Annotated in this window: 10 protein-coding genes, 2 tRNA genes and 1 pseudogene; all 13 read right to left on the reverse strand. The window is 67.9% G+C overall.

Annotation, left to right across the window (positions count from 1 at the left end; genetic code table 11):
• On the reverse strand, positions 1-5,295 hold the full coding sequence (locus ACJ8AT_RS01095) for an AAA family ATPase (RefSeq protein WP_407735642.1): 5,295 nt from the start codon (positions 5,293-5,295) through the stop codon (positions 1-3).
• Positions 5,296-5,467: 172 nt separating this feature from the next.
• Complete coding sequence (locus ACJ8AT_RS01100) at positions 5,468-6,592, reverse strand: hypothetical protein (RefSeq protein ID WP_407735643.1); 1,125 nt, start codon at positions 6,590-6,592, stop codon at positions 5,468-5,470.
• A gap of 83 nt (positions 6,593-6,675) precedes the next feature.
• Positions 6,676-6,752 (reverse strand) — tRNA-Pro (locus ACJ8AT_RS01105).
• Between the two features lie 204 nt (positions 6,753-6,956).
• Positions 6,957-7,235: pseudogene (locus ACJ8AT_RS01110) on the reverse strand (integration host factor subunit alpha); the annotation flags it as partial.
• A gap of 93 nt (positions 7,236-7,328) precedes the next feature.
• Complete coding sequence (gene pheT / locus ACJ8AT_RS01115; protein WP_407735644.1) at positions 7,329-9,740, reverse strand: phenylalanine--tRNA ligase subunit beta; 2,412 nt, start codon at positions 9,738-9,740, stop codon at positions 7,329-7,331.
• A gap of 75 nt (positions 9,741-9,815) precedes the next feature.
• Positions 9,816-10,865 (reverse strand): phenylalanine--tRNA ligase subunit alpha, encoded by a 1,050-nt coding sequence (pheS, locus tag ACJ8AT_RS01120; RefSeq protein ID WP_407735645.1) that lies wholly within the window; start codon positions 10,863-10,865, stop codon positions 9,816-9,818.
• A gap of 156 nt (positions 10,866-11,021) precedes the next feature.
• Positions 11,022-11,369, reverse strand: a complete 348-nt coding sequence (rplT, locus tag ACJ8AT_RS01125; RefSeq protein ID WP_407735646.1) for a 50S ribosomal protein L20 — start codon at positions 11,367-11,369, stop codon at positions 11,022-11,024.
• An 82-nt stretch (positions 11,370-11,451) separates the two neighbouring features.
• On the reverse strand, positions 11,452-11,661 hold the full coding sequence (gene rpmI / locus ACJ8AT_RS01130) for a 50S ribosomal protein L35 (RefSeq protein WP_407735647.1): 210 nt from the start codon (positions 11,659-11,661) through the stop codon (positions 11,452-11,454).
• 93 nt (positions 11,662-11,754) lie between these two features.
• Positions 11,755-12,549, reverse strand: a complete 795-nt coding sequence (infC, locus tag ACJ8AT_RS01135) for a translation initiation factor IF-3 (protein WP_407735648.1) — start codon at positions 12,547-12,549, stop codon at positions 11,755-11,757.
• Between the two features lie 116 nt (positions 12,550-12,665).
• A complete protein-coding gene (thrS, locus tag ACJ8AT_RS01140) occupies positions 12,666-14,594 on the reverse strand; it encodes a threonine--tRNA ligase (RefSeq protein WP_407735649.1) in 1,929 nt (642 codons plus the stop codon).
• Between the two features lie 74 nt (positions 14,595-14,668).
• A tRNA-Val gene (locus ACJ8AT_RS01145) sits at positions 14,669-14,740 on the reverse strand.
• 93 nt (positions 14,741-14,833) lie between these two features.
• A complete protein-coding gene (locus tag ACJ8AT_RS01150) occupies positions 14,834-15,523 on the reverse strand; it encodes a uracil-DNA glycosylase (RefSeq protein WP_407735650.1) in 690 nt (229 codons plus the stop codon).
• Positions 15,524-15,605: 82 nt separating this feature from the next.
• Positions 15,606-16,754: an AI-2E family transporter gene (locus ACJ8AT_RS01155; RefSeq protein WP_407735651.1), complete on the reverse strand. Its 1,149-nt coding sequence runs from the start codon at positions 16,752-16,754 to the stop codon at positions 15,606-15,608.
• Positions 16,755-16,756 lie beyond the last annotated feature (2 nt).

Consider the following 16,756-nt stretch of genomic DNA (forward strand, 5'->3'; position numbering starts at 1 on the left):
TCAGGCGTCCGCCACCGACACCAAGGGATGCGCGGCCGGCAGCTCCAGCGTGGCCGTGGCTCCCTTGGCGAGGCCCTCGCTCTCCAGCGTCAGCCGAGCGCCCAGCAATTGGGCCGCCAGCGCGCTGGAGTGCAGGCCGATGCCGTGCCCCTGCTTGCGCGTGGTGAACCCCTGGGAGAACAGCCTCCCGCGCAGCTCCGGGGCGATCCCCGCGCCGTTGTCGACCACCTGGATCCGGGCCCACGGGCCTCTGGGCTCCAGGCGGACCACCAGCCGCCGGTCGTCCTCGGGCACGTCCTCCATGGCGTGGCAGGCGTTGCTGATGAGGTTGAGGAGGATCTGCAGCACCTTGTACCGATCCACCTTCACCCGCGGCAGCGGGCGCAGCTCCCGCATCACCTGAACGCCCGCCTGTCGCAGGATGCCCTGCTGGAGCCGCAGCGCATCCTCCAGCAGCTCGCCCAGCTCGCACTCCTCCGGCAGGAGCGTGGAGGTCGCGTACGTCTGCTGCATCTGGACGATGGCGCGGATCCGGTTCACGTTCTTGTTCAGGTCCTCCAGGGTGCGCAGCAGTGACTCGTGCTCGTGGGTCAGCTCCAGGGCGATGCCCGAGAGGTAGTCCCCCAGTTGGCGGCCCCGGGGATCTTCGGTGAGGAAGTGCACCAGGTTGTCTCGCTGCTCCTCGAGCAGTGCCGCCAGGTGCTTCATCTTGCTCAGCCGGGAGGCAGCCACCGTCTGGCTCATCAACCCCGTGTCCACCACGATGCTGGTGAGCACATTGCCCACGTCGTGCAGCACGTTGGTGGCCACCTCCGCCATGCCCACCATGCGCGCGGTGTCCACGAGCTGGGACTGCGCCTGCATCAGCTCGCGCGTGCGCGCTTCGACTCGCTGCTCCAGCGCCTCGTTGGCCTGGCGCAGCGCGGCCTCGGCGCGCTGCACCTCCGTGTACAGCCGCGCGTTCTCGATGGAGATGGCCGCCTGCGAGGCGATGTGGCCCAGCAGGGCCAGGCGCTCGGGAGAGAACGCCTGCGTGGCGAGGGAGTTCTCCAGGTAGAGCACCCCGTAGAACTCCTCCTTGCGGCGCAGGGGTAGACAGAGCACGGAGCGGGCATGCCGGCACAGCAGCTCGCGGTCGCTCGTGAAGGCATGGGGGCGGCTCGTGTCGTCGATGACGACGGGCTCGCCGGTGCGCCGCACGTAGGACAGCAGGGTCCACGGCAGCGTGGGGTTCGCGTCGGACGGCTGACTCCCCTGGGTGCCCGAGAGCGCCACCACCATCAGCATCTCGCCCTGGCGCAGGAGCAACGCCCCGCGCTGGGCGCCCGCGCTCTGCAGCGCCACACTCATGAGGGTGGCCACCAGCTTGTCCAGGACGATCTCCCGGGAGACGGCCTGCTGGGCCTTCACCACGCTCAGCGCATCGAGCTGCGAGGCGCCCGTGGTGCCGCTGCCTGCCTCACGCGACACGGCCACACGCGGCCACTGAGCCTCCACCATCCGCACCTTCGCCTCGGCGCCCCACTGCCGGTAGGACTCCCAGGCCTCGCGCGCGTAGGCATTCGAGGCCGTGCTCCACCCCACCTCCTGCGAGAACCGGGCGGCCAGCTCCGCGGCCAGGGCGGTGTGGTGGATGAGGCCATTCTCGCGGCCGAGCTGCATGGCCTCCTCGTAGGCCCGCATCGCCTCTCCGCTCATCCCGGTCAGCCGTGAGAGCTCACCAGCCACCATCCGCTCCGCGGCGCGGAAGTTCTCCGGACAGAGCCCGGCCCAGACCTCGAGCTGCTGGTGGTGCTGCTGGACGATCACCAGGAACTCCTCCCGCTGATCGGAGGACGCGTCCCGGTAGCAGGCCGCGAGCGTCAGCGCTCGGAACAGGTAGAAATCGAACCGGATGATGAGGCCGGAGATCAGCCCCAGCAGCTTCTCGGCGGCGGCGGCGGCCTGGCGGGCCTCCTCATAGGCCCCACCGAAGAACCGCGCCTTCATCTTGGTGATGAAGTAGATGCAGGCCATGAACTGCAGGCCCCGGTTCTCCACGCGGGCCTCGAACTCCTCCTCGTTGAAGCCGCCGCCATTGAGCAAGCCCGGCGAGGCCGAGAGCCCGCGCAGTTGCTGCACGTGGCTCTGGAAGAGCGTGAGGAAGGTGCTGACGTCCTCGTAGTTCGCCTTGCGCACGAACTCGAGCCGCGCCACGGACTCCTGGTACACCTCGCCCAGCTCGTGCCCCATGAGCAGGCGGTTGATGATGATGTTGTCGCAGCAGTAGCAGGCGTTGCGGAAATCTCCTCGCGGGAGCGCGTGCCGGAACGTCTCGCGGAAGAGCCCGAGGGACACGGAGAAGGGCCGGACCCAGCGGCTGAGGTGCGCGAGGATGAACAAGGTTCCGCTGCGATGGGCGGAGAACTCGGGCCGCTCCACCAGCCGCTGGGCGGCCCGGCCGAACGCATAGCCCTCCTGGTACTTCTCCGCTCCGGAGACGCAGCACACCAGGCCGTACCAGGCATAGCCATGCGCGGCGGCCGCCGTGTTGCCGTGACGGATGGCCAGCGACACCATCCGGCAGAGGTGGAACGGCAACAGGCTGCTGCCGGAGTAGAGCGCCGGCACGGTCAGGTCGGCCAGGATGCTCATGGCCGCCTTCATGTCGGGATCCGACATGGGCGGCAGCTCGGCGAGGCTCTCGATGGGCCTGCCTCCCAGGAGCGCCCAGACCTCCGCGTCGGCGGCCTTGATCTCCTCCTGGGTGGGAGCGGGCGGCATGGCCATGCCGAACCGTTGCAGACATTCGAGCAGGCAGGCCACCGCGGCCTCGATCTGACCGGCGGCGAGGTGGAGGGTGCTCTTGAGGTGGTAGGCCTCGGCCAGCTCGGGACGCGAGAGCGCCCGAGGTAGCAGCTCGTCCACGAGCCTGCGCGCCTCGGCGGGGTGGCCCGCCATCAGCTCGCAGCTGGCCTGATCCAGCCGCAGCTTGAACGCGAGCGCGTGCTCCGTCCGCCAGGGATCTCCGGGCAGCAGGGCGAAGACGGCGTTGAAGTAGCCCACCGCCGAGCGCCACGCCGCGGACGCCTTGGCCCGCCCTCCCGCCTCGGCGTTGAGCCTCGCCAGCCGGAGACGCTCTTGGCTGTCCCCCATCAGCTCGGCGCCCGCGTTGAGCTGGCCCACCACGTCGAAGAGCCGCTCGCGCAGCTGCTCCGGAGAGAGGCTCGACAGCAGGAGGCGTCCGATCCTCAGGTGGACGGCCTTGCGATCCGCCTCGGGGATCAAGGCATGGGCCGCCTGTTGGATGCGATCGTGCAGGAAGCGATACTGGTCGGCGCCGGTCTGCACCACCATGTCCTCACGCAGCGCGGGCTCCAGCCGCCGCTCCAGCTCCGAGGCCTCGAGGCTGCCGAGCAGCGCCAGGGTGGGCACGGAGAACGCGTTGCCCACGCAGGCCGCCAGCCGCAGCAGTTGCTGGGTGGGCTCGGGCAGCTGCCGCAGCCGGCGGGCCATGAAGTCCACCACGTTGTCCGAGTACCCCTTGGCCTTCACGCCAGCCTCGTCCCAGCGCCATCCTCCCTCCGGAGCGCGCGCCAGCAGGCCGTCCTGGTAGAGCATCTGCAGCAGCTGCAGCAGGAAGAAGGGGCTGCCTCCCGTCTTCGCCTGCAACACGGCCGTCAGGGCTTGCACCACCTCTGGCCGAGTGCCTGAGAGCGCATCCGCCACCAGCTGCCGGGTCTGCTCCAGGAGCAGAGGCCCCAGGGAGATGTCCCCCAGCCGGGCCCCCGCCTTGCGCATCTCCTCCAGACACAGCATGAGCGGATGGGAGGCGCTCACCTCGTTGTCCCGGTAGGCGCCCACCCACAGCATCGGCGGAGTATCGGGGTGCGTGGCGAGGCACTTCAGCAGCTCCAGGCTGGCGAGGTCCGCCCACTGCAGATCATCGAGGAAGAGCACCAGCGGGCGCTCGGCCGTGGCGAAGACGCCGAGGAAGCGCTGGAAGACGCGGTGGAAGCGGTTCTGCGCCTCCTGGGGAGGCAGCTCGGAGACGGCGGGCTGCCGGCCCACCACCCACTCCAGCGGGGGCACCAGCTCCACCAGCACCTGCCCGAAGCCCTCGAAGGCCTCCAGCAGCCGCTGACGCCAGACCACTACCTCCGCGTCGCTGCTGGCCAGCAGCTGCTGCACCAGCCCTTTGAAGGCCTGCGCCAGCGTGGCATAGGGCACGTCGCGCTGGAGCTGATCGAACTTGCCGCTGAGGAAGAAGCCGCGCCGCTGCAACACCGGCTGATGCAGCGCGTGCACCACGGACGACTTGCCGATGCCCGAGTAGCCGCGCACCAGGAGCCACTCCGAGCGTCCCTCGCGCGTCACGCGCTCGAAGGCGCCCAACAGGGTCTCCACCTCGGCCTCGCGCCCATACAGCCGCTGGGGGAGCTGGAAGCGGGCGGGAAAGTCCTGGCTGCCGAGGGGAAACTCCCCTTCCTCCCCTCGCGCGAGCCGCTTCCGGCACGTCTCCAGATCAGCCTGGAGCCCCTCGAAACTCTGGTAGCGCTCCTCGGGCATCTTGGCGATCAGCTTGAGCACCACGGCGGCCAGCATGGGCGGGACAGAGGGCTCTCGAAGGTGCGGCGACACGGGCGCCTGGGCCAAGTGGGCGTGGCTCCACTCCAGCGCATCCTTCCCCTCGAACGGGAGACGGCCCGTCAGCAGCTCATAGAAGGTGATGCCCAGCGAGTAGAGATCCGTGCGGTAGTCGAGCGCGCGGCTCATCCGCCCCGACTGCTCCGGGGACATATAGGCCGGCGAGCCCTCCATGAGCTGCGGAGGCGCGGGCTGCACGTGCTGCATCTGTTGCAAGGTGGCGCTGCCAAAGTCGAGGAGCCAGGGCTGGCCCGTGGGGGTGAGGAGGATGTGAGCGGGCTGGAGATCCTTGTGGATGACGCCGCGCCGGTGCACCTCGGCCAGGGTGGCGGCGAGGGCGCTGGCGAGCAGGAGAAAGCGGCGGGGATCCAGCGGCGCGCCCACCTGCTCCGAGAGGCTCGAGCCCTCCACATGTTGGAGCACGAGCACGGGCCGGTCCTGGTTCACCTCGAAGGCGATGGCGGCGAGGACACCGGGAGTGCCCTCCAGGCGGCGCAGCAGGCTGTACTCGTGCTCGAAGCGGGCACGCTGGCGAGCTCCGGGGTGCTCCGAGCGAGGCAGCTTGAGGAGCACCGGTTGCCGGTCATCCCGGCGCAGTGCGCGATAGAGGAGATGGGGGCCCGTCACCTGGAGCGGTTCGAGAAGTGTGTAGCCTGGAAGTTCGAGCATCCAATCCCCCTACGAGCCGAAGCCTGCGCGGTCCCGCGGCAGGCCGGCCCGACACGGCAACCTGACAGGCGCGTATCATCGCCGATCCCTGGAAGGCTTGCCGCGAGCGAACTGAAGGGAAAAAGATGAAGGCCCTGAAGGGTGACGGGAACCCCGCGAAACTCCAAGGCCTTCAGCTATGGCCAAGGACCCAGCAGTCCTCATCAGGTCGGTAGTCAATGGCCCGCTTGCCGGACGACTCATGTGCGCCCGTGGCGAGGAGTCCCGCATGCCAAAGGTTCTGCTTGAGCTTGAAGACGGCGGACGGGTTGAACGCGTCGCCGCCCGGCGAGGCAGCCAAGGTTGACGCGGGATCTGCCAGGAACACGGACGCAGCGAGAACCGGGGCCTGCTCGAGTGCAGCGCGTGCAAGTTCCACGACGGTCAGGGGACGCTGCACGGACTGCAGGACGTCGAGGACCAACCGCACAGCGGGTTGACGCAAGAAGACCGTCCTGGCTACGGCCGCACAGCCTGGTGCCACGTCTAGGAGCCTGGCTCGTTTGTTCAGTCGGCTCGATCTTGGGTCAAAGCCCACGGCTCGCAGGAGATCCGCCACGTTCCGGCCTTCCAACGTGAGGCGCCCATCATGATCCAAAAGGCCCAACGTGGAGGCACCGACAATAGCTTGGCGCCGGGTGGCATCCGAACCAAGGTCTGGCCAGCTCGCTGCCATGTGCTCGAGCAGGGACGAGCTTGATTCTGCCGCGAAGTATGGAACCACGAGATAGTTGAGCGGGTGGTTCAGCTGGAGCCGTCGGGCAACGGGTACGCCTTCGAGTAGGTTGGCGGTGGATTGGAGAAGCGCTGGATGGGGTAGTGGATCATTCGGCGCGATGATCTGCTTCCAATCGTCACGCTCGGCCAGAAGGACGCCAACGCCGAACTCGCGCGCGAACCGTTCGACGTCGTTGCGCGCAGGTTCGCGGCCCTTCACGCGCGCTGCGAAGTAGGCGTAGTGGACGCCGTCGCGATAGGTGCGAGCCTGGGCCAGTCCCTTCTGCCAATCGCGAAGGTCGGCTTTGACCTCGATCCCTACAATCGTGGAACTGTCTTGCGTGCCGATGCTGCCCACGAGATCTGCCCGAACGCCGCCGATCCGCAATCGCGCGAAGGGCTCCAGGGCGCCCTTGGCCACCGAGTGCACATAGCTCGGGTGTGCGTCGACGAGGATCGAGTTGAACCGCCCTAACGGCAGGCCTTGATCAGCCAAGTGCTCCTTCAAGGAGCGGATGACCAGTGCCTCAGGACTACCCATGGGGCGCAGCTTGGGCCGAGATAGCCCCAAAGGTGAAGGCCCTGGAGTCACCGGCTTTGACACCGGAACTCCAGGGCCTTCGATGGTCGGGGCGACAGGATTTGAACCTGCGACCACTTGCACCCCAAGCAAGTGCGCTACCAGGCTGCGCTACGCCCCGGCACTACCCGTCAGAAACGGGCCGCCCTTATGCCCCTCCATGACGTCAGCGTCAAGCAAGAGCCGCAGGCAGCCGTGAGAAAACCCTCAGAGGCCCGGACTACTTCCCGTCCGACTCCTCGCCAAACTCGTCCTCGGAGTCGAACTCCTCGTTGTCGTCCGCCTCCTCCTCCCGAGCGTCGATCTCCGCGTGGTTCTCCGGAGGCGCCTCCCCGTTGAGGGCGCTCTTGAGCACCTGGCTCGGCCGGAAGGTGAGCACCCGGCGGGCCGAGATCTCGATCTCCTTGCCCGTCTGCGGGTTGCGGCCCACCCGAGCCTTCTTCTGCCGGACCTGGAAGTTGCCGAACCCGGAGATCTTGATCTTATCCCCACGCTCCAGCGTCTCCTTCAGGGTGTCGAAGACGAGTTCGACGATCTCGGCCGACTCCTTCTTGGAGAAGCCGACCTTCTCGTAGACGCCTTCGATGATGTCCGCCTTCGTCATACGCTCCCTCGGAAACCCCTTCAGCGCAGTGTATGCATCCGATGCTGACAGCCTTCTCGCAGGCGTGTCAACCCTCTGACTTCATTCAGGAATTCAGGCACGCAGCGCGGCGCCCAGGCGCTGGTTCACCTCGGCGATGATGCGCTGGTGGGCCTCGCTGACCTCCGCGTCGGTGAGCGTGCGCTCGGGCGAGCGGTAGCGGATGGCGTAGGCCAGGTTCTTCTTGCCCTCGGGGATGGGCTTGCCCGTGTAGACGTCGAAGATGAGGGCGTCCTCCACGAGCGCACCGCCCACCTCCAGGATGACCTGGCGCACCTGGTCGTTGCGCAGCTCCACCGGGACGACCACCGCCAGATCCCTCAGCACGGCCGGGAAGCGCGGCAGCGAGTGGTACTCGGGCACGAGCCGGGCCGAGGCGTACAGGGGCCCGGTGTCCAGCTCGAACGCGAACACGCCCTGCGGCAGCTCCAGGGCCTTGGTCACGCGCGGGTGCAGCTCGCCCACGTAGCCCAGCGCCGTCCCATCGGAGAGCAGCACCTGGGCGCAGGCCCGAGGGTGATACGCGGGGGCCTCGGCCGGTGCGAAGCGGACACCCTCCACGTGCAGGGCGTGGAACACCGCCTCCACGGCGCCCTTGGCATCGTAGAAGTCCATCTTGGCATCCTTCTGCGTCCAGGTGCGCCCGGAGCGCAGCCCCCAGACGAGCCCGCCCATCCGGTGCACCTCGCGAGTCGCCGGACGCCGGCCCTGGCCGCCCTCGGGATCCCGGAAGTAGGCGCGGCCTGTCTCGTAGATGGCCACCCGCTCCACCTGGTGCCGCACGCTGCGGGAGAGGTTCTCCAGCAGCCCGGGCAGCAGGCTGGTGCGCATCACCGACTGCTCCACGCTGAGCGGGTTGATGAGCGCCACGGGAGCCTCTTTGCCCCCCAGCACCTGCAGGCTCTTGGGCGCCACGAACGAGTAGTTCACCACCTCGTTCAGCCCCGCTCCGGAGAGCGCCTGGCGCAGCCGTCGCTCCGCCTCGGCGGAGGAAGGCTCGGGGGCCAGCTCCGCGATGCCACGCGGCAGCCGGGCGGGGATGTTGTCGTAGCCGTACACGCGGGCGATCTCCTCCAGGAGATCCTCCTCGCGCTCCACGTCCACGCGGGCCCGGGGAACTTCGAACGTCGTCTGCCCCGCGCCGTCCTCCACCGCCTTGAACCCGAGCGCGCCGAGGATGCGCCGGCATTCGGCCTCCGGCACGGCCGCTCCCAGGAACTTCTCCACCCGCGGGTAGCGCAGCGTCACGCGCCGGGGCGGCTTGGGGCTCGGGTACACATCCACTCGGCCCGCGGCCACCGTGCCCCCGGACAGCTCCGCGATGAGCTGCGCGGCGCGGTCAATGGCCGGCACCACGGCGTCGATGTCCGCTCCGCGCTCGAAGCGGTGAGACGCCTCCGTGTGCAGGCCGTGCCGCTTCGACGTGCGGCGCACGCTGGAGGGCTGGAAGTGCGCGGACTCGAGGACGATGTGCTGGGTCCCCTCCCCCACTTCGCTGTCCCCGCCGCCCATCACCCCGGCGATGGCCTGGGGCCGATCCCGATCACAGATCGCCAGGTCATCCGCGTCGAGGGTGCGCTCCTTGTCATCGAGCGTGCGGATCTTCTCGCCCTGCTTCGCGGTGCGAACGACGATCTCCCGGCCCGCCAGCTTCTCCAGATCAAAGGCGTGCAGCGGCTGGCCGTACTCCAGGTTGACGTAGTTGGTCACGTCCACCACGTTGTTGATGGCGCGCACGCCGCAGGCCTTCAGCCGATCCTGCATCCACTGGGGCGAGGGCTTGATCGTGACGTTCTCCACGACACGGGCCGCGTAGCGCGGGCACCGCGCCGGATCCTCGATCCGCACCTTCACCTTCTCGGCCGTGGAGCCGCCCTTCTCCGCGGGCTTGGGCTCCGGAGGACGGAACGCGGCGCCCGTCACCATGCCCACCTCGCGCGCCACGCCCAGGTGCGAGAGCGCATCCGGCCGGTTCGGGGTGACGTTCACCTCCAGCACCACATCATCCAGCCCCAGGGCCTGGGCGATCGGAGTGCCCGGCTTCGCATCCGGCGACAGGATGAGCAGCCCAGAGGAGTCCTCGGTCAGCCCCAGCTCCTTCGCCGAGCACAACATCCCGAAGCTGTCCACGCCGCGCAGTGCGGCCTGCTTGATCTCCGTGCCATTGGGCAGCTTGGTGCCCACGGTGGCCAGCGGCACCTTGTCGCCGACCTTGTAGTTCTTCGCGCCGCATACCACCTGCAGAGGCGCCGGGCCGCCCGAGTCCACCTTCGTCACGGACAGCTTGTCCGCGTTGGGGTGCTGCACGGACTCCTGGATCTGCGCCACCACCACGCCGCGCAGCCCCTCGCCGGGCCGCTCCAGGCCCTCAATCTCCAGCCCCGCCGCGGTCAGCTTGCGCGCCAGCTCGTCCACCGACGCCGGCAGCGCCACGTACTCGCCGAGCCACTTCACCGAAATCTTCACAGGTCAGCCCTCTCCGGACTTCGTTACGCAGGTTGCAGGGATGTGTCGAGGTATCGAGGTGTCGAACCGTGCCGCTCAGAACTGCTCGAGGAAGCGCGCGTCGTTCTCGAACATCATCCGCAAGTCATCGATGCGGTAGCGCAGCATGGCGATGCGCTCCACGCCCATGCCGAACGCATAGCCCGTCACCTCCTTCGGGTCGTACCCGGCCGAGGTGAAGACGTTGGGGTGCACCATGCCGCTGCCCAGCACCTCCAGCCAGCCCGTCTGCTTGCACACGCGGCAGCCCTTCCCGCCGCACGAGGTGCAGGAGATGTCCACCTCCGCCGAAGGCTCGGTGAACGGGAAGAAGGACGGACGGAAGCGCGTGCGCGTCTCCGAGCCGAAGAACGCCTTCACGAACGCGTCCAGCGTGCCCTTCAGCTCGGCGAAGCTCACGTCCTTGTCCACCAGCAGCCCCTCCACCTGGTGGAACATGGGCGTGTGGGTGATGTCCGAGTCCCGCCGGTACACACGCCCCGGCATCACCGCGCGGATGGGAGGCTTGTGCGCCAGCATGTGCCGCACCTGCACCGGGGACGTGTGCGTGCGCAGCAGCACCGGGCTGTCCGCCTTCTTCGCGTGCCCCAGCGTCGCCTCGTCCACGTAGAACGTGTCCTGCATGTCCCGCGCGGGGTGATCCTTGGGGAGGTTGAGCGCCTCGAAGTTGAAGTAGTCGAGCTCGATCTCCGGCCCCACCGCCACCTCGAAGCCGAGCCGCGCGAACGTCCGGACGATCTCCTCCATCGTCCGCGACACCGGGTGCCGGCTACCAGGAGCCACGCCCCGGCCCGGCAGCGTCACGTCCAGCTTGGGCCCCTTCAGCTCGGACTCGAGCGCGGCCTCCTCGGCGCGCTGGAGCGCCTCTCCGAGGAGCTTCTCGATCTCCGCCTTGACCTGGTTGGCCACCTCGCCCAGCGCCTTGCGCTCCTCGGGAGGCAGCTTGCCCATGCCCCCGAGCACGCCGGACAGCTCTCCCTTCTTGCCCAGGTACCGGACCCTCAACGCCTCGACGGCCGTCACCTCGGAGGCGACGGTGATGTCCCGCCGCGCCGCTTCCGCGAGGGCCTGCAAGCGATCCCGCATGACTCCGCTCCCCTGTCCGAACTCCCTCAAGAGCCGGACAAAAAAAAGGGCCGCCCCTGACGAGGGCAGCCCGTGTACTCATTCCAGCGCGAGAGGCCCCCTACCGGGGAACCTCCCGAGCGCTCTGTGCTCCGGCCTCGCGGGCCGGGCGCGGGATCAGGCCGCCTTCGCGATGTTGGCGACGGCGGCAAAGCCCGCGGGATCCGCGACGGCCATGTCGGCCAGCACCTTGCGGTCCAGGGAGATCTTCGCCTTGGCCAGCCCGGCGATCAGCTTCGAGTAGGACAGGCCCACGGTGCGAGCCGCCGCGTTGATGCGGACGATCCACAGCGAGCGGAAGATCCGCTTGTTCACCGCGCGGTCACGGCTGGCGTAGTCCAGCGCGCGCTCCACGGCCTGGTTGGCCCGCTTGTAGCAGTTCTTCCGGCGGCCACGGTAACCCTTGGCCAGCTTCAAAATCCGATTACGACGACGACGGGCCTTGAAACCCTTCTTGACGCGCATGACACACTCCTCGACTGCTTAGCTAGGGAACCCCGCGGCGCAGGCCTCACGCCGCTCCGCCAGGGCCCGGGTTCGTTTGTAGCTAGTTCGCCCCGTAGGGGAACAGCTCCTTGATGACCTTCTTGGCATCCATGTCGCGAAGGTGACCCGTGCCGCGGTTGCCTCGCTTCTGGGACGGCGTCTTCGCATGGGTGAAGAGGTGCTTGGCGTAGGCCTTGCCGTGCTTGACCTTGCCACTCTTCTTCACCTGCAACCGCTTCTTCGCAGCACTCCGGGTCTTCAACTTGGGCATTGTCCCAGTTCCTTCCTTCTCGGTTCGCCGTCAGCTCTCCAGCCTTCGGCCTTCGGTTACAGGCCGACAGCCGAAGCCGACAGCCAAATCTCTCTATTTCGTCCCACTCGATACCACGGCCCCGGCTGCTGGCCCGCCCTGCATCTGGGCCACCGGGGGAGCGGCCTCCTCCGGCCTGGCGGCCGGCCGAGCCTGCGCTGGGCTCTCTTCCGGCCTGCCCCCCGCGGGCTTGTTGCCCTCCACCCTGTTGCCCTCCACCCTGTTGCCCTCCAGCTTGTTCTCCAGCTTCTTGCCGGCGGCCGCCTCCGCCTTCGCCGCCGCCTCCGCCTGCTGCCGGGCCTGATCGCGCGCCCGCTGCGCCACCTTCGGGTTGGGCGCGAGGATCATGAACATCTGGCGCCCTTCCATGCGAGGCGCCTGCTCGACGATGGCCGTGTCCTTCAGGTCCTTGTTCACGTCTTCCAGGATCGCGCTGCCCAGCTCCTTGTGGGTGATCTCGCGACCGCGGAACACGATGGTGACCTTGGCCTTGTTACCCTCCTCGAGGAACCGCTTGATGTTGCGGACCTTGAACTCGTAGTCATGCTCCTCCGTCTTCGGGCGGAGCTTTACTTCCTTGAGGTGGACGACGACCTGCTTCTTCTTCGCTTCTGAGGCCTTCTTCTTCTCCTCGTACTTGAACTTGCCGTAGTCCATGATCTTGCAGACCGGCGGCTTGGCCATGGGGTTGACCTCGACGAGGTCCATCCCCTCGGACTGGGCACGATCCAAGGCCTGCTCGATGGTCAGGACACCGAGCTGCTCGCCTGCCGGTCCTACGACACGGACCTCACGAGCACGGATACGGCGGTTCGTTCTCTGATCGCGGACGATGGGAGAATCCTCCACATACGGGAGGTTGGGCCTGCCACCCCCCACGGAAGACGCGCAACATACTTTTCTCCCACAGGGAGTCAAGGGAGGTCAGCGACTTCCGGACCTCTGACGACACCCGGCCTCTCCCCCTAGGGGAGCACGCCCTCCTTGCCCAAAAGGGCCTCGAAGTCTTCGAGTTTCATGCTCTTGAGATCCTCGCCGCCGTAGCGGCGGGGAGCCACGGCGGCCGCCTCCACCTCGTTGTCTCCAATGACCAGGGTGAAGGGCACCTTCTGGATCTGCGCCTCTCGGATCTTCGCGTTGAGCGTCTGCCCACGCTCGTCCAAGTCCACCCGGTAGCCCTTGGCGCGCAGCTGGTCGCGCACCTTGCGGGCGTACTCGAGCTGGCGGTCCGCCACGGTGACGATGACGGCCTGAACCGGGGCGAGCCAGGCGGGGAAGGCGCCGGCGTAGTGCTCGGTGAGGATGGCGATGAAGCGCTCGAAGGACCCGAAGATGGCGCGGTGCAGCACGACTGGCTTGTGCTCGGTGTTGTCCTCACCGATGTAGGTGAGGCTGAAGCGCTGGGCGGCCAGGTAGTCAAGCTGAATGGTGCCCAGCTGCCACTTGCGGCCGATGCTGTCGGACACGTCGAAGTCGATCTTCGGGCCGTAGAAGGCGCCCTCGCCGGGCTTCACCTCGTAGGGCACGCCGAGCGTCTTGAGCACGCCCTCCAGCGCGGCCTCCGCGTGATCCCAGGTGGAGTCCTCGCCCAGCCGCTGCTCGGGGCGCGTGGAGAACTTGGCCGAGTACTTCAGCCCCACGGCGTTGTAGACGTGATCCAGGAACTGCACGAAGCGGCGGACCTCGTCGCCGATCTGGCTCTCCATGCAGTAGATGTGAGCATCGTCCTGGGCGAACTGGCGCACGCGGGTGAGCCCGCCCAGCGAACCGGCCGCCTCGTTGCGATGGAGCACGTCCTGGGTGTGCAGCCGCATGGGCAGGTCGCGGTAGCTGTGCTTCTTGAAGCCGAAGTAGATGTGGTGCGAGGGGCAGTTCATCGGCTTCAGGGAGAAGTCGTGCTCGCCGGACTCGTTGTCGAGCACCAGGAACATGTTCTCCTTGTACTTGCCCCAGTGGCCGCTGATCTCCCAGAGCCCCTTGTTGAACAGCAGGGGCGTCTTGATCTCCACGTACCCGCGCTCGGCGGTGAGGCGGCGCATCCAGCCGGAGAGCGTCTGGTAGAGCGTGGTGCCCTTGGGCGTCCAGAAGGCCGAGCCCGGCGCGAACGGGTGGAAGTGGAACAGATCCAGCTCCTTGCCCAGCTTGCGGTGATCGCGCTTCTTGGCCTCCTCGATGCGCGTCAGGTACTCCTGCAGCGCCTTCTTGTCGAAGAAGGCCGTGCCGTAGACGCGCTGGAGCATCGGGTTGCGGTGATCGCCACGCCAGTACGCGCCGCTCGAGGACAGGATCTTGATGACGCCGATGCGGCCCGTGGTGGGGCCGTGGGGCCCGAGGCAGAAGTCCACCCAGTCCCCGTGCTTGTAGAGCGTCAGCGTCTTGGCGCCCTTGGCGGCGATGTCCTGGACGATCTCGACCTTGAACTTCTCGCCCTTCTGCTCGAAGAGGCGCACCGCCTCGTCCATCGAGATCTCCGAGCGGACGAAGGGCAGGTTCTTGGCCACTTCCTTGTTGGCCTCCTCCTCGATCTTCTCCAGGTCCTCGGGCGTGAAGGGCTTCTCGCGGAAGAAGTCGTAGTAGAAGCCCTCCTCCGTCGCCGGACCGATCGTCACCTGGGTGCCGGGGAAGAGGCGCTGCACGGCGCTGGCCACCACGTGCGCGGCGTCGTGGCGGATGAGCTCCAGGGCCTCGGGGCTCTTGGTGGTGAAGACCTGGAGCTTCGCGTCCTCGGTGAGCGGCCGGGCCAGATCCATGTCCTGGCCGTTGACGCGCGCGAAGAGCGCTGCCTTGGCCAGCCCCGCGCCGATACCGTCGCGCACGAAGTCCGCGATGGTGGTTCCCCGAGCGGTCTGCTTCTGGCTGCCATCGGGGAGTGTCACGGTGATCATGTCGGACATATCGAACCCTCGAAACGCCACGGGCGGCAGGCTTGATGGAAGCCTTGCCGCCCGCTTGAGACTTCCGTTGTGGATGGGTCGTAGTGGGATCGAACCACTGACCCCTACCGTGTCAAGGTAGTGCTCTACCGCTGAGCTAACGACCCGTGTCTGAAAAGCGCGGCGGGAATAGCAGTGGGCTCCCGCGGCTGTCAAGGAAACACGGACGGGGGCTGCTCCTCTTCCTGACCTGCGCGCGTTCATGGCGGCGAGGTATCCAACAATCGACGCACCCGGCTCATGACCGCGTCGAACATGGCAGGGGTGAGCCGGCCCGTTTGCGTGTTCTGCTGGCTGACGTGGTAGCAGCCCACGAGCGTCCGCCCTCCAGGCAAGGGGACCTCCGCCCCATGTCCGAAGGCGGGCCGAGGCGCGGGCAGCTCCACCCCCGACCGGGACAGGGCCACCAGGGCGGCGTTCCACCCAATGGCTCCGAGCGCCAGGAATACCCGGGCAGGCAGCAGCGCCAGCTCCCGATCGAAGAAGGGCGCACAGCGAGTCAACTCCTCGGGGAGGGGCTTGTTGTCCGGAGGTGCACAGCGAACCGGACAAGTGATGTAAGCCCCGCTGAGCGTCAGCCCGTCGTCCCGGTGCTCGCTCCGAGCCTGGTTGGCGAACCCGGCGCGGTGCAGCCCCGCGTAGAGGAAGTCTCCAGAGCGATCTCCCGTGAAGATCCGCCCGGTCCGGTTCGCGCCATGGGCCGCTGGCGCCAGACCCACGATGACCAGCCGGGCCCGGGGATCTCCGAAGCCGGGAACGGGCCGGCCCCAGTATGTCCACTCGCGGTAGGCCCGGCGCTTCACCCGAGCCACTTCCTCCCGCCACTCCACCAGCCGCGGACAGGCCCGGCACTGGGTGATCTCCGCTTGCACTCGTTCGAGCTTCGTCACCTGCTCCGACCTCGCACTGCAGCCTCCAGCCGCCGAACCCAGGCCCGAGCCCGCTCCAGTTCGCTGGCCCCTGCCACGGCGCTCACGGCCTGGAGGCCTCACCGGTGTACAGCGACGTCTTCTGATACCGCAGCACCACCACGCGCAGCACCACCTTGAGGATGGCACCGACGGGCACCGCGAGCAGGATGCCCACGAACCCGAACAGCTCGCCGAACGCCAGGATCGCGATGATGACGGTGACCGGCGTCAGCCCCACCTTCTCGCCCACGATGCGCGGGGTGATGAAGAGCCCTTCCGACAACTGCGCCACCAGGAACGTCCCCGCTACCACCGCGAGCTGCCACGGCCCTTGCCAGGACAGCATCAGCCCGAGCAGCGCCAGCATGATCCCCACCGTCGTCCCCAGGTAGGGCACCATGTTCCCGAAGCCCGCGACGACGCCGATGACGATCGCCATGTCGATCCCGGCGATGGACAACCCCGTGCTGTAGATGATCGAGAGGATCGAGCCCACCGTGAGCTGGCCTCGCACGAAGGCGGAGAGCACGTCATCCACCTCGGAGAAGCGCCGGCTCACCAGCCCCACCGCACGCAGAGGGATCAGCTCCCTCACGAGCCCCACCAACCGCGGGTAGTCCTTCAGGAAGAAGAACCCGAGCACCGGCACCACCGCCAGCCCGAGCAGCGTCGCCACGAACCGCGCCGTGTTGCCCGCGAAGCTCGCCGCCAGCCGCGCCGCCGTGGGTCCAGCGCTCTGGAGCAGCTCCGAGGCCTTGGCGCCCAGCTCCGCGGTCCGCTGGTTCACGAACTCCGGCAGCGAGACGCCCAGCAGCGATTCCACATGGGGGATGATCTGCGTGCTCGCCCGGCGGAAGAAGTCCGGCAGCTTGGCCGCCTCGTCCTGGAACACCGGGATGAGGTAGAGCACCGCCCCCACCAGCGCCAGCGTGCAGCCCGCGAACACGATCGTCGTGCCCCACGTCCGGCTCACCTTGTGCCGCTCGAGGAAGCTGACCACCGGGTTGAACACGTAGGCGCCCGAGAGCCCCAGCAACACCGGGATCGCCACTCCCCCAAACACCGAGAGCAGCCCGAACAGCAGCGCGAGCCCCGTCACCATCACCAGCGACCAGGTGAGATCGATCCGCCGCGCCTCCTCCTCGGACAGCTCCAAGGGCGGCTCGGCCTGGACGACATGCAGCGGGGGCTCCGGGGCCTCGGAGGCCAAGG

Source organism: Hyalangium sp. (assembly GCF_045802625.1).
Classification (GTDB): domain Bacteria; phylum Myxococcota; class Myxococcia; order Myxococcales; family Myxococcaceae; genus Hyalangium.

Coding starts and splice junctions, on each gene's coding strand:
- ACJ8AT_RS01095 (WP_407735642.1), bottom strand. CDS start 5,295: ATGCTCGAACTTCCAGGCTACACACTTCTCGAACCGCTCCAGGTGACG.
- ACJ8AT_RS01100 (WP_407735643.1), bottom strand. CDS start 6,592: ATGGGTAGTCCTGAGGCACTGGTCATCCGCTCCTTGAAGGAGCACTTG.
- pheS (WP_407735645.1), bottom strand. CDS start 10,865: ATGCGGGATCGCTTGCAGGCCCTCGCGGAAGCGGCGCGGCGGGACATC.
- rplT (WP_407735646.1), bottom strand. CDS start 11,369: ATGCGCGTCAAGAAGGGTTTCAAGGCCCGTCGTCGTCGTAATCGGATT.
- rpmI (WP_407735647.1), bottom strand. CDS start 11,661: ATGCCCAAGTTGAAGACCCGGAGTGCTGCGAAGAAGCGGTTGCAGGTG.
- thrS (WP_407735649.1), bottom strand. CDS start 14,594: ATGTCCGACATGATCACCGTGACACTCCCCGATGGCAGCCAGAAGCAG.